Origin of the sequence: Pseudomonas sp. KBS0707 (assembly GCF_005937945.2) — a bacterium.
GTDB lineage: Bacteria > Pseudomonadota > Gammaproteobacteria > Pseudomonadales > Pseudomonadaceae > Aquipseudomonas > Aquipseudomonas amygdali.
Map to the genome: position 1 here is coordinate 4,115,264 of NZ_CP041754.1, position 20,871 is coordinate 4,136,134.

Here is a 20,871-nt window from a genome sequence, read left to right on the forward strand (position 1 = left end):
AGATACGAACATGAGCAAGGGAACGAACATGAAGACCTTCAGCAAAGTCATGACGGGTACGCTTCTCGCACTGTCCATCGGCAGCGCGTTTGCCGCAGGCGATCCTGTCATCGAGCACAACACTCAGGCTTTTCTCGATGCCTTGAATTCGGGCACTGGCAAGCCCATTGAGCAGTTGTCGCCGAAAGATGCCAGGGCCGTGCTGGTAGGAGCACAGGCAGGGGTCAAACTGACGCTGCCCAAAGCCGATGTCAGCGAAAAGACCATCAACGTCGATGGCCAGCCGATCAGCCTGAATATCGTGCGCCCTGCTGGCGTAAAAGGGACCTTGCCGGTTTTCATGTTCTTCCACGGCGGCGGCTGGGTACTGGGTGATTTCCAGACCCACGAGCGACTGGTCCGCGACCTGGTCGTGGGCTCGGGTGCGGTAGCGGTGTTCGTCAATTACACGCCTTCACCCGAAGCGCATTATCCGACGGCGATCAACCAGGCTTACGCAGCAACCAGATGGGTAGCTGAGCACGGCAAGGAAATCAACGTCGACGGTAAGCGCCTGGCTGTGGCGGGTAACAGCGTGGGCGGCAACATGGCAGCGGTCGTCGCACTGATGGCCAAAGAAAAAGGCACTCCGGCGCTCAGGTATCAGGTGCTGCTGTGGCCGGTGACTGACGCCAACTTTGATAACGATTCATACAACCAGTACGCCGAAGGCCACTTCCTGACCCGTAACATGATGAAGTGGTTCTGGGACAACTACACCACCGATGCCGCGCAACGCAACGAGATCTACGCCTCGCCGCTGCGCGCCACCACCGAGCAACTGAAAGGTCTGCCACCGGCGCTGATTCAGACCGCCAGTGCCGACGTGCTGCGTGATGAAGGCGAAGCCTATGCGCGCAAGCTGGACCAGGCGGGCGTGCCGGTCACGGCGGTACGTTACAACGGCATGATCCATGACTACGGCCTGCTCAACGTGGTCAGCCAGGTCCCGGCTGTCCGCTCTGCCATCCTGCAGGCGTCTCAGGAGTTGAAAGAACACCTGAAATAACGGCAGGGGCTCAAACTTCAGCCGTAAAAAAACCCGCAGCAATGCGGGTTTTTTGCGTAACGGGGTTACAAAACCATGCTTACTTCGCACGGCCTTTGTAGGAACCGCCTTCACGGGTATCGATCTCGATCATGTCGCCGATTTCGATGAAGTCAGCAACGCTCAGCTCGGTACCGTTTTTCAGTTTGGCAGGCTTCATGACCTTGCCCGACGTGTCGCCACGAGCGGAGCCTTCGGTGTAGTCGACCTGACGCACGATAGTGGTCGGCAGTTCTACGGAAACCAGACGGTCTTCGAAGAATACGGCTTCACAAACGTCGGTCATGCCTTCTTCGACGAAAGGCAGAACGCTTTCGATGTCTTCGGCGTTCAGCTCGTACATGGTGTAGTCAGTGGTGTCCATGAACGTGTAGGTGTCACCGCTGATGAAAGACAGGGTGGCTTCCTTGCGATCGAGGATCACATCGTCCAGCTTGTCGTCGGCGCTGTAAACGATCTCGGTCTTGTAACCGGTCAGCAGGTTTTTCAGCTTGGTCTTCATGATCGCGCTGTTACGACCGGATTTGGTGAATTCAGCTTTCTGAACCAGCCAAGGATCGTTTTCGAGACGGATCACGGTACCGGGTTTCAGCTCTTTACCAGTTTTCATTGCATATATCCGAATTTGGATGGAATTAACCAAAGGCTCTGTACGAGAAACAGCCTGCGTAGGCCTTTTTCGTACAGAGCCTTGTATCAAGGCCGCGTATCATAGCGAATTTCCATAAAACTGCACCAGCGCCGTGGCAAGATCAGTCTGTGCGGCTTGTTGCAGGCACCAGTGCCCGGCGTGCTTTTCAATTTCAGCCCAGTGTTCGGTGAGTGCCAGCCAGCTTTCGCCCAGGTCGCTGCCGATATTCCAGTTCTGCCAGAACTGATTCACAGCATGCGCCGCCTCAGGCGCAAGACACGCCAGGTAGAGCGCTAAAAACGCATCAAGCTTGGGCAGATGCGCGTCGTCTTCCTGCTGATAGATGTGCCAGAGCATCGGCCGACCCGCCCATTGCGCACGGACGAACGAGTCCTCCCCGCGCACGACGTTGAAATCGCAGCTCCACAGCAGTTGGTCGTAGCGTTCCTGGCGGATGAACGGTAACACCTGAACCGTCAGCCCTCCCCTTACCTGCATGAAACCTGCGTGTAACTCATCGTCGACACCCAGCCAGCGCCGCAGATCGGCGAGAATGCGTCCCTCCGGCACCAGCAGGTGATTGGGCCGAGTGTCGCTGGCCAGCGCGTCAAGCCAGCTGCCCAGCCCGGGATTTTCATAGGCAAATACCGAGATCAAGCGAGCATCAGGCAACGGTTCGACGCCCAACTCCTGCAAGAAACCTCGCCTCGCGGCCTTGTCTTGCTGAAATCGCTGGCGCTGTTCGATCAGGTTTCTTTCGCGCAGCAGGCCACCCGTGGCGTCGGAAAAACCGGGAAAGAAAAAGAACTTCTTCAAACCGTTCAACTGTGGCGAAGGCAAACCGTGGCAACCCGAGACCCAGTCTTCGGCGCTGAGGTACTCGAGGTTCAACCACAGCGGCCTTGGCGAACGCTGCAGCATCGATTCGGTATAGGCAGGCGGCAGGCGGCAGGCAAAGGCCTCGATGACCACGTCAGGAATATCACTGCCTGCCCATTCAGCGGGCCATTGGCACACCCTCACACCCTCTTGCCATTGCTGCAGAGCCTGAGGATCAGCGTTGGGGCACAGGCGAACGAAAGCCGACAGGTCGTCGATCCATAAACGCACGTGCAGCCCCTGCTCGGCAACCAGTTGGCGTGCCAGACGCCAGGTCACGCCGGCATCACCGTAGTTGTCGACTACGCTGCAAAAAATGTCCCACGAGACTTTCATCGTGGCTCCCTGAGGCTGGATGGCAAAAACGTTGATTGTCGTTCAGAACGCCCCGTTGCCACCAGCCTGATGCCACTGGACAGCACAGTTTTCATGCCCGGCCATCAGGCATGGCACAATCGCATCTGTTGCCCTGCAAGGAGTTCAGCCATGTCATCCACTACCCGCCGTCGCGACCTGTACGTGTCGTTGAAATTGATTGTCTGCATTGCCCTGGGTATCTGGCTGGGCGCAATGGCGGTGTTTCTGACCGCCCTGCTGTATTACAAAAGCCTGCCCCCGGCGCAAACCCAGGCATTGGAAAACGCCGCCGCCCAGCTCACCGCCCCGCCTGCGCAAAAAACTGCCGCGCCGTCCGGCCCGGAGACTGAAATGTTCCGCAAATACGAGCAAAGCCTGCGTGAAAGCGAGGCCCGTCAGGCCCGTGAACAGGCTCAAGAACAACAACAGCGCACCTTCAACCGTTCCAAGTGTGATTTCTGGATACAGCAGGACCGCACTGCGCCGAGCGAAAAAAGTCGCGCCAGCATCAATCAGTACTGCGGATAAACCATGAACAAGCAGGACGTGCTGCAATCGATCATCGACAAGCTGGAAATCGATCTGGACATCGCGCAACGGGCGGCACAGACCGCCTACGAAACGGCAACCCACGAAGAGAACATTGCCGAGAACAAATACGACACACTGGGGCTGGAAGCATCGTATCTGGCAGCAGGCCAGGCACGACGTGTCGAGGAGATTCGCCAGTCGCTGGCGGCGTATCGGAAATGGTCGCTCAAGCCATTCGATGAATCACGCGGCATTCAGACCGGTGATCTGGTCGCTGTCGAAGCCTTGGGCGGTCAGACGCAATACCTGTTTCTCGGCCCTGACGCTGCTGGCCTGAAGGTCAGCGCAGGTGAACAACTGGTCACGGTCATCACTGCCAAGGCACCGCTGGGGCAGAGCTTGCTGGGAAAATTCGAAGACGATGCCGTACAGATTGTCATCAACGGCAGCGGACAATCCTACGAGATCACACAAACGATGTGACACACCCGGCATCTACAGGGTTGATCGCACCAAGTTTTTGTGGGTAAGGTGAAGCGTCGCCATCATCACCGCAACCGGGGCAACATCAAAGCAAACAAGGACTAAAACCCAAGGAGATTTTTCATGACGAACGTCATCGCTTTCCCTGACGCCCATGAACGTGATCGCCTGAAGTCCAGTCAAGATCCGGCGTTGAGATACCTGAACAAGAAAGAGCGACAGCTGATCGACCAACTGCGTTCCACCAGCCATGCGGGACGCCAGTACGTCTATGACTATGCCAGCATCATGCATTTGTCCAGGCCGTTGTATCCCGAACCTGTGGATTGACCCTGATTGCAGAGCCTGGCCAAAGGCTGCGCCGGTATATCGGCGCAGCTTTCTGGGTTATGTCTGCCGGGTTCAGCGTGTCAGCGAAAAAATCAGTGCAGAGATCGCCACCACACCGGCGGCCACCACAAAGTAGTTCGACCATGCACCTGCATATTTGCGCATGGCGGGTACTTTGTAGACGGCATACATCGGCATCAGGAACAGCAGCGCCGAAATCACCGGCCCGCCCAGGGTCTCGATCATACCCAGAATGCTCGGGTTCAGCGTTGCGACCAGCCAGCACACCACCAGCATGAAGACTGCTGTCAGACGATCCAGAGCCTTTGGTGCAGGACGACGCCCGGTTTTCAGAACCAGCCCTTTCAGGCCCTCGCTTGCACCGATGTAGTGGCCGAGGAACGACTTGGAAATAGCCACGAACGCAATCAGCGGCGCCACGAAGGCGATGGTCGGGTTGTTGAAGTGGTTGGCCAGGTAGGAGAGGATCGAAATGTTCTGTGCTTTGGCCTCAGCCAATTGGGCTGGCGACAGCGTCAATACGCAGCTGAACACGAAAAACAGCACCATCACCACCATCAAACCGTGGGCACGGGCCAGTATCTGCGAACTGCGTACCTCGGCGTTTTCTCCATACTGACGTTTTTGATCAACGGCAAACGCCGAGATGATCGGCGTGTGGTTGAAAGAAAACACCATTACCGGAATGGCCAGCCACAAAGTAGGCAGGAACGCCGAAGGCTCGGGAAAGGTGGTTGAGGTACTCAGGATGCCACCAGTCCAGTGCGGAATCAGGAATACCGCCAGAAACAGCAGTGCGACGATGAACGGGTAAACCATCAGGCTCATGGCCTTGACGATGATCCGCTCGCCACAACGCACCACGGCCAGCAGGCCCATGATCAGCACGAACGCCAGCGCTGCGCGTGGCGGCGGCGCTATGTGCAACTGATGCTCAAGAAAACTGCCCACGGTATTGGTGAGGGCCACGCTGTAGATCAGCAGGATCGGAAAGATCGCAAAAAAATACAGCAAGGTGATCATCGCGCCGGCGCTTTTGCCGAAATGTTGCTCGACCACTTCCGTGATGTCGGCCCCTTCACGCCCGGACAATACGAAACGGGTCAGCCCGCGGTGAGCATAGAACGTCATGGGAAACGCCAGCAGCGCCAGCGCCATCAGTGGCCAGAAACCACCGATGCCTGCATTGATGGGCAGGAACAGCGTACCTGCGCCAATGGCAGTACCGAACAGTCCGAGCATCCAGGTGGTGTCATTACGGTTCCAAGAGGCGATGCTCTCGGGAGCTACATCCAGGCGTTCTACGACGCCGTTAGCCTGATCATTCATCCGGTCGACTCTCCGTGGCCGGTTTATCAAAAAGGGCAGCGCGTCGAAAAAGCCGGCAGTTCAGCGCTCCCCTCGAAAACAGCGGGCGAGATTCTCCGGGATTGACGCCAGAAGTCAAAGGCTTGTAGGACAACAATTTCCGGACTGTAGGCAGGTAAACCCGTGCACGCCTTCTGCACAAAGGGCTGGCGAATGATTGACCTCTTGTCGACGACGTCGTGGTTTTACAGGGCAGCGCGCTCAGTGAGCACCCGTGCCTGCATTCTGCGCGGGAACAGTTTGCGTTTTTCAGCCAGCCTCACTCATTAGCTGGATAAGCAGACAGGCGTTCTTTCACTTGATTCCGGTACAAGTTCTCATAACGATTGAAAGCCTGCTGCATCGATTCATCTATCCATGTATAAATGCTGTTACACATTGGCCCATCTCTGGAGACTCAGCGCATGCGTTACGCGCTCGATCATAAGGCCCAAACCCATCAACGTATCGTCAAGGAAGCGTCCATGCGCTTTCGTCGCGATGGCATTGGTGCTACGGGCTTACAACCTTTGATGAAGGCACTAGGCTTGACCCATGGCGGTTTCTACGCGCATTTCAAATCCAAGGATGATCTTGTTGAACAGGCATTGAGTCACGCCCTCGACAATGTAAAAGGAATCACCAGCGACGTTTTCGCCAGACAGGACTCGCTCAGTGAATTCATTGATCTCTACCTCTCTTTGGACAGTCGCGATCCACCAGACGGCGGCTGTCCGCTGCCGACCATGTGCCTGGAACTGGGTCAGCGCGACCAGCCCAGCGCGACGACGGATAAAATCATTCTTCACTTGCTGGAACTGTTCGATCAGTCTCTGTCGCAGACGGGTACTGAATCCAAGAGCCTGCCAGTACTGTCTACACTGGTAGGCGGCGTGGTACTCGCCCGCAGTGCTTTTAACGAAGAATTGTCGCAGCGCATTCTGGACACGACCCGGGACTATCTCAAACAGGAGATAAAGAAGAGCGCCAACTGACTTATCGAAAGCAGAACGTTATCAAGACCCGTTCTCGATAAAGCGTGCATAAACAGACAGGCCGATCATTGATCGGCCTGTCTGTTTAGTGGATAGAGCAAGGGTTAATCAATTGCCAGCTTCTCGCGATTCCTCTCCAGAATAGCCTTGCCAATGCCCTTTACTTCGATCAATTCATCGACGGAGGTAAATTCGCCATTGGCGTCCCGGTAAGCAACGATGGCATCGGCCTTGTTTTTTCCTATACCCGCCAGTTCTTTCTGAAGCATTTGCGCATCAGCGGTATTGAGATTGACCTTATCGTTACGTTGCTCGTGAACGGCAGCGGGCGCTGCGTTTTCCATGGTGGCGGGCGACACGGCGGAGGAAGACGGTGCCGCAGTGGCGTTGACCGCAACCGAGGCACTGGTAAGCAAGGCAAAGATCAAAGCACTGAAGATACGGGTTCGCATAGATAAGGCTCCATAACAGTTAAAGGCAGCATTTCACATGCTGTGCCTGAAACTTAGAGCACTGCTGCCGCCTGGAAAAGAAGTCGAGCGTTGCTGTCTATGTCCAGATCAATAAACGTATGTCTGCCGTTGCCGGGCACTCGGTAATCGTTGATCAAATCACGGTTCGCCGCTGCGCTCCTGATACATCCAGTCAACGATTTCACCTTCTGGCGCATACCCGTTTACGGTTTCTCGCAGCAATTGACGCACGCTGTTGTAATCGTCGCGGTCCACCGCATCCAGCAGTTTTACAAGACGGCCCTTCAAGACATCCCACTGCAGGAAATCTTCATTCGCACTCATGATCATCGGGTGCTCGGTGGCAACGACATTGTCCCCGATCAACAGCTCTTCATAGAGCTTTTCACCAGGACGCAGCCCGGTGAATTCGATGGAGATATCTCCCTGCGGGTTTTTCTCGGAGCGAATGGACAGACCGGACAGGTGGATCATTTTCTCGGCCAGTTCGACAATCTTGACCGGCTCGCCCATGTCCAGAACGAACACATCCCCACCATGCCCCATGGAACCCGCCTGAATGACCAGCTGCGCGGCCTCGGGGATGGTCATGAAGTAACGGGTGATCTTGGGATGCGTCACCGTCAACGGTCCGCCTGACTGGATCTGCTTGTGAAACAGCGGAATAACCGAACCGGACGACCCGAGCACATTGCCGAAACGAACCATTGTGAAGCGCGTCTTGTTGACCTGATAAACGTTGGCCTTGTCACCGAATATCACCGGCGCGGTCTCGCGACTCAGCGCCTGCAGTATCAGTTCGGCAAGGCGCTTGGTGCTGCCCATCACGTTGGTCGGGCGCACTGCCTTGTCGGTGGAAATCAGAACGAAGTTGGAAACACCCGCCTGCAACGCCGCCTGTGCGGTATTGAGCGTACCGACGACGTTATTGATGACTCCCTCGGCAATATTGTGCTCGACCATAGGGACATGCTTGTAGGCTGCAGCGTGATAGACCGTGTCGACCTTCCAGGTTTTCATGATCGACAGCAGCTTGGGGTGATTGCGTACCGACCCGAGTATGGGCAGCAACTTGACCGAGAGAGACTCGCGAGCCGCTCGCTGCTCAAGCTCGGTAAGAATGCTGTAGAGGTTGAACTCGCTGTGGTCGAGCAACAGCAACTGGGTGGGCTGCAACAGTAATATCTGTCGGCACAACTCTGAGCCGATCGAGCCGCCTGCGCCGGTTACCAGCACCGTTTTGCCCTTTATGCAGTGCTCAAGCAGGTTGTCTCGGGCCGGAACTGCATCGCGTCCCAGAAGGTCCGCGATATCGACTTCCTGAAGATCGTCTACCTTGACCCTGCCGGCGGCAAGGTCCATGAAGCCGGGAACGCTTCGTACGTGGAGCGGGAAGCCTTCCAGAAAGCCCAGAATTTCCCGGCGACGCCCGCGCGATGAAGACGGGATCGCCAACAGGATTTCCTGAGCACCAGTGGAATCTATCATTCGCTGGATATTTCTGGGCTTGTAGACCTGAAGGCCGGAAATCACCCGATTGGAAATCGACTCGTCATCGTCAATGAACGCCACCGGATGCATAAGGCGTCCCATGCGCAAGGCAGCAACCAATTGGTTTCCTGCCGCGCCAGCGCCGTAAATGGCGACCTTCTGCAGACCGTTGTCACTCTTGGCAAAGGGTACGTGTTGCGCTGCGGCGAACCAGTCGCCGAGAAAATACTGCCGCATGGCCAGGCGCAGGCCGCCGATCATCACCATGCTCAGCCACCAGTAGTTGAAGATGACCGAGCGCGGCACCAATTGCTGGTGATTGCTGTAAACGTAGACCATGCAACCGAGGATCAGAGAGGACATCGTGACGGCCTTGATGATCGCAATCAGGGCGTCGTTACCGAAATAGCGCATCACCGCGCGGTACATGCCAAAACGAATGAACAATGGGATAGCAGCCAGCGGCGCACTGATGAAAAGCCAGGTATGTTTTTCCAAAGGATTGATCAACTCATCAATTCCCAAGCGCACGACAAACGACATCCACAGCGCGAGCCAGACAAGAAGAACGTCAGCAGCGACCTGAATTATTCGCTTTTTGCGGCGTGGTAGAGCCAGCAAACTGGCCCGCAACCTGCTCATCAATTGTTTAATGCTCCGTTATAATACCGGCTGAACCATCACCTCATACCAGTATCTGTGAAACAGCTACGAGCCTGAGACAACCAGAAAACCGCTTCGTTACCTGATTTCCGCCTCACCGGCGCGGAACCTTAGCGCCAGAAAAACAAGGGGGATGTACGCAATTACCGTCCATATCAGCCCTTCGCCATCGCCCAGTGCCACCCACATCGCAATAGGTAACAACCAGACCAGATTGATCAGCCCCACAGCCAGCGTGACCGGCGAATGCCTGCCGTAATGACGTGACGCGAACTGATAAGCATGGCTGCGATGGGCCTCATAGAGCTTTTCCTTGCGCAACAGACGCCGGACAAGCGTTACCGTGGCGTCGACAATAAACACACCCAGCAGAATCAGCCAGGACCAGAGTAACTGAGGCGAGGCCCAGGAACCCTGAATGGATAGCACACCGAGCACTATTCCGAGAAATCCGCTGCCTGCATCGCCCATGAATATCTTCGCCGGCGGAAAATTCCAATAAAGGAAACCGGCAACGGCGGCGGCCAGCAAAAGCACCTCCAACGACAGCCCGACATAGTCACCGAGCGCATAAATGATGCTCATGCCCAGGCACACCGTAACTGCCTCGATACCGGCGATCCCGTCAATACCGTCCATGAAGTTATAAAGATTCAACATCCATACCAGGTAGAACGCCGCGAGTACCTGGCCGACTGCACCAGGGGTGAATGTCCACCCCATGATCTCAACCGGAGCGAGCCCGTCCAGCCAGAACAACGCCCAGGCAGCGGCAAAAAAATGCCCCAGCAGGCGCCATCGTGCGGCGATGTGCCCATGATCGTCCATGAAACCGATCACGGCGACCAACCCTCCCGAGCCGACGATTGCAGCAAAAGCCGATGCAGATAGATCCCCCGCCCAAGCCAGAACTGCCATCGCCATAACAAAGGTAACGACGATAGAAACGCCACCGCCCCTGGGTGTAGGTGTGGAATGTGAGCTGCGGGCATTTGGAACGTCGATCAAACTTCTGGCGAGGGCATACTTGCGCAGCAACGCCGTCAGAAGCAGAGACACAAAGGCAATAGCAATGACTGACAGCCACTCAATCATGTTTGTCGTATTCCAGATAATATCGAGCAGTATCCTGCATGGCGTGTTCAATACTCACAGGTGGATGCCAGTCCAGCATCGTACAGGTTTTACTGATATCGACCTGCAGCGAGCTGCATAACCGTTGTGAAAAGGCTTTCTTGCCAAGCAATGCAGCAGCGTTTTTCAACAGCCCTGCAGGCACCGGCAGCAAGCGGGCCGGTTTTCCGAGGGCCTTGCCCATTTCACGCAGAAGTCGGGTAGTAGACAGGTCGTCCCCGTCACTGACCAGAAATGTCTGGTCACCTGCAGCAGGATGATCGACGCAGACCATGACCAGATCAGCCAGATTATCCACCGCCACCAGGCTTCGACGATTATTGATGGACCCGAGCGGAAGCGGCAGCCCTTTGTCGAGCCAGCGCATCATGCTCTTGAAGTTGGCCTTGACTCCCGGGCCGTAGACCAGAACCGGACGAATAATCACAACCTGCATACCGGATCGGGCAGAAAGCTCGCGTAGCCCCTCCTCGGCCTTCTGCTTGGAAACGCCATAAGCGTCCAGTGGATTACAGGGATCGTCGGCTCTGAACGGCGCACCGGGATGGGTGAACTCGCCGTTGGCCTTGATGGAGCTGAGGAAGATAAAGCGCCTGACCCCCGCTGCTGCAGCTTGCTCGGCAAGATTCAGCGTCGCAGTGACATTGGCGCGAAAGTATTCCTGATCCGGCTCGTCAGCAGTCTCATTGAGTACATGGACCCGGGCAGCACAATGAATAACTACATGCGCCCCGGTCACCAGATCAGACCATTGGTTATCCGGGGCCAGAGACTCTGCGCTGACAACATTGATACGTTCTGAAGAGCAGCTATAGGCCCCTCGCACCGCGACCCGAACAGAATGACCGGTGTGCTTGATCAATCGGCGCACCACCGCACTGCCCACGAAACCTGTCGCACCTGTTATTGCAACCAATGCAACATCACCGCTCATGCAAGAACGCCCTTCCAAATTAGCCAAATATTCCGTATATGACGCTTTTTGACAACTGAAATATCTTCAATTCATTTTATAACTTTCCAGCTGGCGTAAGAATCCTTTTCGGCAACGCACCTGAATCAACTGTTTAAATCCCTGCATCAGTGCCCTCCGGCCTTCAGTGTGGGCCAGAGGTGATTTACACTAAACCGGGTCAGGTGCACACCTTGAAAATTCAATTACACCCCAACCGTAACTAGCGCGCTCGCGCCTCAAGGAATAAGCAGCTCCACGGTTCTTTTTTCAAGCGCGTATTTACGACCCAGAATATTCCCCAGCATCTTTTTCGCAGTTGCCTCGCCATGCACCAGTCGAATCTGCGCAGGCCACTCTTTCATGCCGGTCACGAAACTGACAAGTCCTGCCTGATCCGCATGGGCGGAGTAGCCTTTGGCAGTATGAACCCCTGCGTGGATATCAAAGCGTTCACGGTCGAGTTCGACATAGCCACCCAAAGGACCGTGCATCTGGATGGCTGCACCGGGTGTTCCCTTGCCCTGATAGCCGACAAACACCACGTTATGCCTGGCATCGCCCAACATGGCTTTCAGGTAATTGACAATTCTGCCGCCGGCGCACATGCCGTTGCCGGCAATCACGATGGCCGGACGCGCAGTGCTGGTCAGGTAGTTGACGGTACGCAGGTGCTCCTCATGCGTATCGACGGTGATCAGCTGCTCGAAACCCAGCGGCTTTCTGCCAGCGTCAAGCCTTAGCCGGGCATCCTCATCCCAATAGTCTTCGAATGCCTGATAAACCTTCGTGAACCGGCTCGCCAGAGGTGAGTCAAGAATGATCGGCAATCTCGACCAATCGGCAGGCGGTACTTCACCTCCAGCCGGGAGCGCACTGTTTTCGACAGAGTGATTCAACGGCATTTTGCGCCGCAGAATGTCCTCCAGCTCGTAGAGCAATTCCTGAGTACGGCCGATGCTGAACGCAGGTATCAGAACGGTGCCGTTATCTTCGAGTGCCTTGTCAATGATCTGCTCAAGTGCTTGCTGGCGAATGCTGCGATCCTCGTGAAGGCGATCACCGTAAGTGCTTTCCAGAATCAGAACATCCGCTCGCTCCGGAGGCTTGGGGGCGGGCAGAAACGGTGTATGACTTGCGCCCAGATCACCGGAGAACACCAAACGCATGGAACGCTCTTGCACAGGGTAATGCAGATCGCACTCGATATAAGCAGAACCGAGTATATGTCCGGCACGCTGCAGACGAACCCGACAGTGCAATGTTTCGTGATCGACCAGACTGAACCAGTTATCGAATGGCAGCGCGATGATTCTCTTGTTGATGAGTTCCAGGTAGCGCTGTATTTGTTCGGGGTCATGCGCAAACTCGATCTTCAGAATATCTTCCATGACCAGTGGCAGCAGATGAGCACTGGGCTCGCTGCACAGTATGGGTCCCTTGTAGCCAGAGGCCAGCAACTCGGGGATACGTCCGACATGGTCATTGTGCACATGGGTGACCAGCAGCGCCCTGATCGTCTCGGGATCGAACCCGAACGAGGCGGCACGCTCACCGCGCTCCTGCACCGAGCCGCAGTCGATCAACAGGTTACTCGAGACATCCATACACAGTTGATGGCATGAGCCCGTTACCGTATCGACAGCACCATGATGAATAATTTCCGGATAAGACATGCAGTCACCTTTTCTTGCCAGCCTTCACTTGATGTTTGCAACATCCGGCATCGGATCTGAACAGTAAATTTCGGCGCATTCTGCACGTGAAAGGCTTATTTTCAAGACTTGACACAAAGCCGTCAGAACAGCAGCAATAGACGCTGCTAAAGAAGATAACCGGATAGCCCTTTAGAATGGGCACCTTAATTAAAAAAGAGAATATTCCTACATACCGAAGTAACTATTCCTCGTAAAACATAAAAATAAACTGACAGAATTATAAGTCGGCTTTTTTTGAAAAATACCGACTATAGACATAAATTACACGCCAGCCTCAAAACGCCGCATGGCATTCAATTGAGCGCAAGGGCGTGGAGAATGCGCATATCACGTCGCCAGAAATGCCTGCGGCGACGCCTGATCAGCGCTGCTGTGATGCTCAGACGGAGCGAGGGGAAGGCGCACGTTTTTTTCGAAGACTGGTTATCCATGTCAGCACTGGGCCGATAATCATGCCCAGCAGCAGAGCGAGGACAACAGGCAATGCCAACGGAAGCTGAGGCGCTGACCAGCCGAAAAAAGTTACCGCGACAGATTGCCGGTTTTCAAGAACGAACACGGCTGTTGCCAAAACAGCAAGCAACACGGCGACGATCAAAATGACTCGTTTGAAGATACGCATCTGATGATCCTGTGGTGAATGGCTTCAAAAGCCCTCTTCTTCATCCTCATTGACCCGATCCCGCAGCTCTTTGCCCGGCTTGAAATGCGGGACAAACTTGCCGTCGAGGCTGACCGACCGACCGGTCTTCGGGTTGCGCCCTACTCGCGGTGCACGGTAATGCAGCGAAAAGCTGCCAAAGCCCCGAATTTCAATTCGGTCACCGGTCGCCAGGCACTGGGACATTTGTTCAAGCATGGTCTTGATGGCCAGCTCGACATCCTTGGATGAGAGCAGCCCTTGATGGGTGACAATTCGTTCGATCAACTCCGACTTCGTCATATTTTTCCCTTCTTTTTCAAGCAGCTAGATCAGCGCTTGGAAGGTTTTAGCATGACCGGATGAATTTGAACAGCCCATCTATTGACTTATGTTCAACACTGTCTACCAGGCATGAAAAGATTACACCCACATTACAGGCGAGACGTATCGGAAGGGAGCTGAAGCATTCGAAGAATAGAGACGGCCTGAGAGGCCACTGAGGACATTTGGCAGCTAGGGCAGTGCATGTGCAGACATTCCTGAAACAAGGGCCTGTAAGGCCTTAGCAGCAGAAATAAAAAAGGACGACCGAAGTCGTCCTTTTTGTGGTCAAGCAGAACTTAGTTCTGTTTTTCCATTTGCGCGCGCAGCAGGTCACCAATGGTGGTAGGACCAGTGCTTTCAGCGACTTCAGGCTTGCTACGCAGGCTCTGAATAGCTTCTTTCTCGTCTTCAACGTCTTTCGACTTGATGGACAAGCTGATTACGCGGCTCTTGCGGTCAACGCTGATGATCTTGGCTTCGATCTCTTCGCCTTCTTTCAGAACGTTACGCGCGTCTTCAACGCGGTCACGGCTGATTTCGGAGGCTTTGAGGGTCGCTTCGATGTCGTCGGCCAGGGTGATGATGGCGCCTTTGGCGTCAACTTCTTTAACGATACCGCGAACGATAGCGCCCTTGTCATTGACAGTGACGTACTCGGAGAACGGATCGCTTTCCAGCTGCTTGATACCCAGCGAGATGCGCTCACGCTCAGGATCAACAGACAGGATCACGGTGTCGAGCTCGTCGCCCTTCTTGAAGCGACGTACGGCTTCTTCGCCCACTTCGTTCCAGGAGATATCGGACAGGTGAACCAGGCCGTCGATGCCGCCGTCCAGACCAATGAAGATACCGAAATCGGTGATCGACTTGATGGTGCCGGAGATTTTATCGCCCTTGTTGAACTGGCCAGAGAAATCTTCCCATGGGTTGGATTTGCACTGTTTGATGCCGAGGGAGATACGACGACGCTCTTCGTCGATGTCCAGAACCATGACTTCCACTTCGTCGCCAACCTGAACGACTTTCGAAGGGTGGATGTTCTTGTTGGTCCAGTCCATTTCGGAAACGTGTACCAGGCCTTCCACGCCTTCTTCCAGCTCTGCGAAGCAGCCGTAGTCGGTCAGGTTGGTAACACGCGCGGTAACGCGGGTGCTTTCCGGGTAGCGAGCCTTGATAGCAACCCATGGATCTTCACCCAGTTGCTTCAGACCCAGGGAAACACGATTGCGCTCGCGATCGTACTTCAGGACCTTTACATCGATCTCATCGCCAACGTTGACGATTTCCGATGGATGCTTGATGCGCTTCCAGGCCATGTCGGTGATGTGCAGCAGGCCATCGACGCCACCCAGATCGACGAATGCGCCGTAATCGGTGAGGTTCTTGACGATACCCTTGACCTGTTGGCCTTCCTGCAGGGACTCGAGCAGAGCTTCGCGCTCGGCACTGTTCTCGGCTTCCAGGACACTGCGACGGGAAACGACAACGTTGTTGCGCTTCTGGTCCAGCTTGATGACCTTGAACTCGAGCTCTTTGCCTTCCAGGTGAGTCGTGTCACGCACAGGGCGGACGTCAACCAGAGAACCAGGCAGGAACGCACGGATGCCGTTAACGTCGACAGTGAAGCCGCCTTTAACCTTACCGTTGATAACGCCCTTGACCACTTCTTCAGCTGCGAAAGCCGCTTCCAGAACGATCCAGCACTCGGCACGCTTGGCTTTTTCGCGGGACAGCTTGGTTTCGCCAAAGCCATCTTCGACCGCGTCCAGCGCAACGTGAACTTCATCGCCGATCTTGATGGTCAGCTCGCCAGCGTCGTTGTGGAACTGTTCCAGCGGGATGAGGCCTTCAGATTTCAGACCGGCGTGAACCGTAACCCAACCTGCCTGGTAGTCGATATCCACGATGATAGCGGTGATGATCGAACCAGCCTGAAGGTTGAGGGTCTTTAGGCTTTCTTCAAAAAGTTCTGCAAAGCTTTCGCTCATTTTAATTCCTGTTGATCAAGGGCGAAGAATACGCCCATCTGCCACGCTCCAGACAACGTGGGTTTCGTTCAAGTAAAAGAAAACCTGCGGGACTATGACTGGTCTCCCACACGCTTCTTCGTCATCCGGCGATACCGCGAAGCGCGATTTCGCTCAGAATGCGTTCCAGCACCTGCTCGATGGACAATTCAGTGGAATCCAGCTGTATGGCGTCGTGCGCCGGCTTCAGCGGGGCTACCGCTCGCTGGGTGTCACGCTCGTCGCGTGCACATATCTCATCTAGCAGACTCGACAGACTAACATCATCGCCCTTGGCCTTCAACTGCAAGTAACGCCTGCGCGCACGCTCCTCGGCACTGGCAGTGAGGAATATCTTCAGTGGTGCATCCGGGAACACCACGGTGCCCATGTCGCGACCATCTGCAACAAGGCCCGGCTCCTCCTGAAAAGCGCGCTGGCGCAACAGCAAGGCGTCGCGCACCGCCGGCAGCGAAGCCACCTGCGACGCGCCGCTGCCGACCTGCTCGTTGCGAATGGCATGGGTGACATCCTCGCCTTCCAGAATGATGCGCTGCCCCTGCCCCGCCGCAGTCGCTTCGAACTGCACATCCAGATGAGCGGCCAGAAGCTTGAGCGCTTCTTCATTGGTCAGGTCGACGCCATGATTGCGCGCAGCAAAAGCCAGCAGGCGATACAGCGCACCGGAATCAAGCAGGCACCAGCCGAGTTTTCTGGCCAGCAACCCGGCTACAGTGCCCTTTCCGGAACCGCTGGGTCCGTCGATGGTGATAACGGGAGCTTTGATTTTCACTTTTTGTCCTCTTGCGCTACACGCATGCCAACCTGAGCGCACAGCGCCAGAAAATGGGGAAACGATGCGGCGGCATCCGCGCACGCTTGAATACGGATGGGCGCCGAAGCCCTCAACGATGCAACGCGAAACGCCATGACGATACGCTGATCGCTGCGAGCATCAACCTCGCCGCCACCTGGCACACCGCCTTCGATAATAATGCCATCCAGCACAGGCTCGGCCTCGATACCCAGAGCCAGCAGACCATCGGCCATCAGCCTGACGCACTCTGACTCGTCGGCTTGCAGCGCCTGTGCGCCGCGCAGAATGGTACGCCCTTCTGCACACGCTGCGGCAACAAGCAGCACCGGAAATGTATTGATCGCCAATGGCACCAGCGCTTCAGGAATATCAGCCCCTTTCAGCCGGGCGGAGCGGACATGCAGGTCTGCGAGCGTCCCGCTCGCCAGCTTGCGGACATTTTGCAGCACGATGTCGCCGCCCATCAGGCGCAGGATATCGATCACCCCTTCACAAGGGGAACTGACCGGAACGTCCTCGAGCAGCAAGTCGCACCCTTCGCTGATCGACGTCGCCACCATGAACAGCACCGCAGACATGACATCCACCGGCCCTTTGATATGGTGGCTCACGCCATCCGCAGGCCCGCCGCGAACCTCACGATGGTCGCCAGACGCTGTATCGACCCGGGCACGACTGGCCAGAATTCTGCCGAAGTGCTCCCTGGCTGCGCGAGCGCGGGTGAACACATCCTTCAGTTGTGCGCCATCACCAGCGTCTACCGCATCGCGCAAGGCATCGAGATCCGTACGAAAGCTGTCCAGCGTGCGCAGTACTGCCTGCCGATTGGCCATGAAGATGTCGTGCCACATGGTCGGATCGCTGCCTGCGATACGCGTGAAATCACGGAAACCGCCAGCGGCATACCTGAATATGTCCAGGTTTTCATTACGCTTGGCCAGTGAGTCGACCAGACCGAATGCCAGCAAATGCGGCAGATGGCTGGTTGCAGCCAATACCTCATCGTGACGCTCGACCTGCATGTGCTCGACATCGGCGCCCAAGGCAGACCACAACCGGTCGACAATCGCCACCGCTTGAGGATCGGTCTCAGCCAGCGGAGTCAGAATGACTTTATGACGCCTGAACAGCGCCGCATTGGATGCTTCAACGCCGCTCTGCTCGGACCCGGCAATCGGATGCCCGGGCACAAAACGTGTCGGCATATGGCCGAATGCCTGGCGCGCAGCGCTGACCACATTGCCTTTGGCACTGCCGACATCGGTGAGAATTGCGTTACCCAGATCCAGCGGCGCAAGCAGCGCGAGGAGCTTTTCCATAGCCAGGATCGGCACCGCCAACTGAATCACGTCGGCACCATGACAGGCCACGGCAAGATCGGCCTCACAGCGATCCACTACCCCCAGTTCGACAGCCAGCTTTCGCGACTGCGGATCAAGATCGACGCCGACGACTTCGCGACACAGGCCGCTTTCGCGCACGCCCTTGGCAAAGGAGCCGCCGATCAGCCCAAGCCCCACGACCACCAGACGACCGATCAACGGCCGGGCAGGTTGTTCCGAAATCACATCAACCACGCGAACACACCTGACAGCCCGACAAAACAACAAACAAACGGATCATGCACAACGCCCTCAAAGAACCGCTTTCGGGTAGGAACCCAGCACCTTCAAGGCAACGGCTTCACTGCTGATTTTTTCCAGCACAGCCTTGACCAGCGGGTCCTGGTGATGGCCGACAAAGTCGATGAAAAACACGTAAGTCCACTTGCCACTGCGCGACGGGCGGGTTTCGATGCGTGTCAGGTCCAGACCGCTCTCGTGAAACGGCACCAGCAGCTCGTGCAGCGCACCCGGCTTGTTGCTCATCGACACAATGATCGAGGTCTTGTCATCGCCGGTCGGCGGGACTTCCTGATTACCGATAATGAGAAAGCGTGTGGAGTTGTCCGGACGATCTTCGATCTTTTCCGCCAGACGGGTCAGGCCATACAGGCCTGCCGCCATATCGCCAGCGATAGCCGCCGAATTCCACTCGCCCTTGACCCGCTTGGCGGCTTCGGCGTTGCTGGCAACGGCCACACGTTCGACATTCGGGTAATGAGCATCCAGCCATTTGCGGCACTGGGCCAGCGACTGAGCGTGAGAATAAATGCGCGAAATGCTTTGCGTCTTGGTGCTTTCGCCAACCAGCAAATGGTGGTGGATAAGCAGCTCGACTTCTCCACAGATCACCATGTCGTGCTCAAGAAAGCTGTCGAGCGTGTGGTTGACCGCGCCTTCGGTGGAGTTTTCCACCGGGACCACGCCAAAATTCACGGCACCGGCAACCACTTTACGAAACACTTCGTCAATCGCAGCCATCGGCAGACTGATGACTGCATGCCCGAAGTGCTTCATCGCGGCGGCCTGGGTAAATGTACCCTCAGGGCCGAGATAGGCGACCTTGAGCGGCTGCTCAAGCGCGAGACAGGAAGACATGATTTCGCGGAACAGACGCGCCATTTCTTCATTGCTCAACGGCCCGCGATTGCGGTCCATGACTCGCCTGAGCACCGCAGCTTCACGCTCCGGACGGTAGAACACAGGCACTTCACCTTCGGCCAGCGAGGACATCTTGACCCTGGCCACTTCCTGGGCGCAGCGGGCACGCTCGCTGATCAGCTCCAGAACTTTCTCATCGAGGCTGTCGATACGGACGCGAAGCGCCTTGAGTTCTTGCTCGGACATCAGCCGTGCTCCTTCTCGAAATCTTTCATGTAGGCCACCAGCGCGTTGACCGCGTTGATATCGACCGCGTTGTAGATGGACGCACGCATGCCGCCCACCGAGCGATGGCCTTTGAGGTTGAGCAGGCCGTTTGCATCAGCACCTGCCAGGAAAGGCTTGTCGAGGCGATCGTCAGCCAGACGGAACGGTACGTTCATCCACGAACGATCAGGCTTGTTGATCGGGTTGCTGTACAGCTCGCTGGCGTCGATGAAGTCATACAGCGTGCGCTGCTTGATATCGTTGCGCTTGCCGATTGCCTCGACACCGCCCTGCTCCTTGAGCCATTCGAAGACCAGCCCCGACAGGTACCAGGCGAGAGTCGGCGGCGTGTTGTACATCGAGCCATTGTCGGCAGCGACTTTGTAGTCGAGCATGGTCGGGCACAGCGAACGTGCGCGGCCCAGCAGGTCTTCACGAATGATCACCACCACGATGCCGCTCGGGCCAATGTTCTTCTGGGCACCGGCGTAGATCATGCCGAAACGCGAGATGTCCACCGGACGCGAGAGGATGTCCGAAGACATGTCAGCCACCAGTGGCACGTCGCCCGTTTCAGGAATCCAGTTGAATTCCAGACCGCCAATGGTTTCGTTTGGCGCGTAGTGAACGTAGGCAGCATCCTTGGACAGCTTCCATTCGTTCTGACCGGGAATGGCAAAGTAGTCGTAAGGTTTGGCGCTGGCGGCGACGTTGACCGTGCCGTAGCGCGATGCCTCGTCGATAGCCTTCTGCGACCAGATGCCGGTATCGATGTAGTCGGCCTTGCCGTTTTCCGGCAGCAGGTTCAGCGCAATCTGCGCGAACTGCTGGCTCGCGCCGCCTTGCAGGAACAGCACTTTGTAATTGGAGGGGATGGACAGCAGATCGCGCAGATCCTGCTCGGCCTTGGTGGCAATGGAGACGAACTCGTCACTGCGGTGGCTCATTTCCATGACGGAAAGGCCTTTGCCGTGCCAGTCGAGGAGTTCCGCCTGGGCACGCAGCAGAACAGCTTCAGGAAGCGCAGCAGGACCTGCGCAGAAGTTAAAGGCTCGCTTGCTCATATCCACTCTCGTCAAATACGTTGGGTCTGTACGCGCTTGTTTCTGGTTGCTTGCCACGAGCAGACAGACGCCACAGCGACTGGCAGCTCCTTGCTGAAATTCTGATCCGGCTGCAGGGCTGGCCGAATGTCGCAAGGGCTGGACTTGCCTGGAATGCAGATGCACTCACAGACGA

The 20,871-nt window shown here is 56.1% G+C and carries 20 protein-coding genes; 5 read left to right on the forward strand and 15 right to left on the reverse strand.

Annotated features, from left to right (window positions below; translation table 11 throughout):
• Positions 1 to 28: 28 nt before the first annotated feature.
• The gene (locus FFH21_RS19445; protein WP_004657341.1) at positions 29 to 1,048 is read left to right on the forward strand and encodes an alpha/beta hydrolase; all 1,020 of its coding nucleotides are present in this window, start codon (positions 29 to 31) and stop codon (positions 1,046 to 1,048) included.
• Positions 1,049 to 1,127: 79 nt separating this feature from the next.
• On the opposite strand, the gene FFH21_RS19450 is transcribed toward FFH21_RS19445, so the two are convergent.
• Complete coding sequence (locus FFH21_RS19450; RefSeq protein WP_002554550.1) at positions 1,128 to 1,697, reverse strand: elongation factor P; 570 nt, start codon at positions 1,695 to 1,697, stop codon at positions 1,128 to 1,130.
• A 99-nt stretch (positions 1,698 to 1,796) separates the two neighbouring features.
• A complete protein-coding gene (gene earP, locus FFH21_RS19455; protein ID WP_004665949.1) occupies positions 1,797 to 2,933 on the reverse strand; it encodes an elongation factor P maturation arginine rhamnosyltransferase EarP in 1,137 nt (378 codons plus the stop codon).
• Positions 2,934 to 3,083: 150 nt separating this feature from the next.
• Between earP and FFH21_RS19460 the strand changes: the two genes are divergently transcribed.
• The 3 genes from FFH21_RS19460 (at position 3,084) to FFH21_RS19470 (ending at position 4,298) form a co-directional block, all read left to right on the forward strand.
• Positions 3,084 to 3,482 (forward strand): hypothetical protein, encoded by a 399-nt coding sequence (locus FFH21_RS19460; RefSeq protein WP_004667822.1) that lies wholly within the window; start codon positions 3,084 to 3,086, stop codon positions 3,480 to 3,482.
• A gap of 3 nt (positions 3,483 to 3,485) precedes the next feature.
• Positions 3,486 to 3,968 carry an elongation factor GreAB gene (locus FFH21_RS19465; RefSeq protein ID WP_004657333.1) on the forward strand — a complete coding sequence of 161 codons (483 nt, stop codon included), beginning with the start codon at positions 3,486 to 3,488 and terminating at the stop codon, positions 3,966 to 3,968.
• A gap of 123 nt (positions 3,969 to 4,091) precedes the next feature.
• The gene (locus FFH21_RS19470; RefSeq protein WP_002554553.1) at positions 4,092 to 4,298 is read left to right on the forward strand and encodes a hypothetical protein; all 207 of its coding nucleotides are present in this window, start codon (positions 4,092 to 4,094) and stop codon (positions 4,296 to 4,298) included.
• A gap of 72 nt (positions 4,299 to 4,370) precedes the next feature.
• Here FFH21_RS19470 and FFH21_RS19475 read toward each other — a convergent pair whose 3' ends face one another.
• Complete coding sequence (locus FFH21_RS19475) at positions 4,371 to 5,648, reverse strand: aromatic amino acid transport family protein (RefSeq protein WP_011169215.1); 1,278 nt, start codon at positions 5,646 to 5,648, stop codon at positions 4,371 to 4,373.
• 443 nt (positions 5,649 to 6,091) lie between these two features.
• On the opposite strand from FFH21_RS19475, the gene FFH21_RS19480 reads away from it, so the two are divergent.
• Positions 6,092 to 6,661, forward strand: a complete 570-nt coding sequence (locus FFH21_RS19480) for a TetR/AcrR family transcriptional regulator (protein ID WP_004657326.1) — start codon at positions 6,092 to 6,094, stop codon at positions 6,659 to 6,661.
• 104 nt (positions 6,662 to 6,765) lie between these two features.
• Here the strand turns inward: FFH21_RS19480 and FFH21_RS19485 are convergent, their stop codons facing one another.
• The 12 genes from FFH21_RS19485 to serC form a co-directional block, all read right to left on the reverse strand.
• Positions 6,766 to 7,113, reverse strand: a complete 348-nt coding sequence (locus FFH21_RS19485; RefSeq protein WP_002554556.1) for a helix-hairpin-helix domain-containing protein — start codon at positions 7,111 to 7,113, stop codon at positions 6,766 to 6,768.
• Positions 7,114 to 7,272: 159 nt separating this feature from the next.
• Positions 7,273 to 9,267, reverse strand: a complete 1,995-nt coding sequence (locus FFH21_RS19490) for a nucleoside-diphosphate sugar epimerase/dehydratase (RefSeq protein ID WP_004665954.1) — start codon at positions 9,265 to 9,267, stop codon at positions 7,273 to 7,275.
• Positions 9,268 to 9,366: 99 nt separating this feature from the next.
• Positions 9,367 to 10,383 carry a glycosyltransferase family 4 protein gene (locus tag FFH21_RS19495; protein WP_004657318.1) on the reverse strand — a complete coding sequence of 339 codons (1,017 nt, stop codon included), beginning with the start codon at positions 10,381 to 10,383 and terminating at the stop codon, positions 9,367 to 9,369.
• Positions 10,376 to 11,356 (reverse strand): SDR family oxidoreductase, encoded by a 981-nt coding sequence (locus tag FFH21_RS19500; protein WP_011169216.1) that lies wholly within the window; start codon positions 11,354 to 11,356, stop codon positions 10,376 to 10,378. The genes FFH21_RS19495 and FFH21_RS19500 overlap by 8 nt, the downstream gene beginning before the upstream one ends.
• A gap of 257 nt (positions 11,357 to 11,613) precedes the next feature.
• A complete protein-coding gene (locus FFH21_RS19505; protein WP_011169217.1) occupies positions 11,614 to 13,050 on the reverse strand; it encodes an MBL fold metallo-hydrolase in 1,437 nt (478 codons plus the stop codon).
• Between the two features lie 421 nt (positions 13,051 to 13,471).
• A complete protein-coding gene (locus FFH21_RS19510) occupies positions 13,472 to 13,714 on the reverse strand; it encodes a lipopolysaccharide assembly protein LapA domain-containing protein (RefSeq protein ID WP_004657309.1) in 243 nt (80 codons plus the stop codon).
• A 24-nt stretch (positions 13,715 to 13,738) separates the two neighbouring features.
• Positions 13,739 to 14,035, reverse strand: coding sequence for an integration host factor subunit beta (gene ihfB, locus FFH21_RS19515; RefSeq protein WP_011169219.1), 297 nt, complete (start codon positions 14,033 to 14,035; stop codon positions 13,739 to 13,741).
• Between the two features lie 320 nt (positions 14,036 to 14,355).
• The gene (gene rpsA, locus FFH21_RS19520) at positions 14,356 to 16,047 is read right to left on the reverse strand and encodes a 30S ribosomal protein S1 (protein ID WP_002554562.1); all 1,692 of its coding nucleotides are present in this window, start codon (positions 16,045 to 16,047) and stop codon (positions 14,356 to 14,358) included.
• A gap of 121 nt (positions 16,048 to 16,168) precedes the next feature.
• The gene (gene cmk, locus FFH21_RS19525) at positions 16,169 to 16,858 is read right to left on the reverse strand and encodes a (d)CMP kinase (RefSeq protein WP_002554563.1); all 690 of its coding nucleotides are present in this window, start codon (positions 16,856 to 16,858) and stop codon (positions 16,169 to 16,171) included.
• The gene (locus FFH21_RS19530) at positions 16,855 to 18,459 is read right to left on the reverse strand and encodes a prephenate dehydrogenase/arogenate dehydrogenase family protein (protein ID WP_041924607.1); all 1,605 of its coding nucleotides are present in this window, start codon (positions 18,457 to 18,459) and stop codon (positions 16,855 to 16,857) included. The genes cmk and FFH21_RS19530 overlap by 4 nt, the downstream gene beginning before the upstream one ends.
• A gap of 57 nt (positions 18,460 to 18,516) precedes the next feature.
• On the reverse strand, positions 18,517 to 19,611 hold the full coding sequence (gene pheA / locus FFH21_RS19535) for a prephenate dehydratase (protein ID WP_011169221.1): 1,095 nt from the start codon (positions 19,609 to 19,611) through the stop codon (positions 18,517 to 18,519).
• Positions 19,611 to 20,696, reverse strand: coding sequence for a 3-phosphoserine/phosphohydroxythreonine transaminase (gene serC / locus FFH21_RS19540; RefSeq protein WP_005744699.1), 1,086 nt, complete (start codon positions 20,694 to 20,696; stop codon positions 19,611 to 19,613). Before serC ends, pheA begins: the two co-directional genes overlap by 1 nt.
• Positions 20,697 to 20,871: the final 175 nt, after the last annotated feature.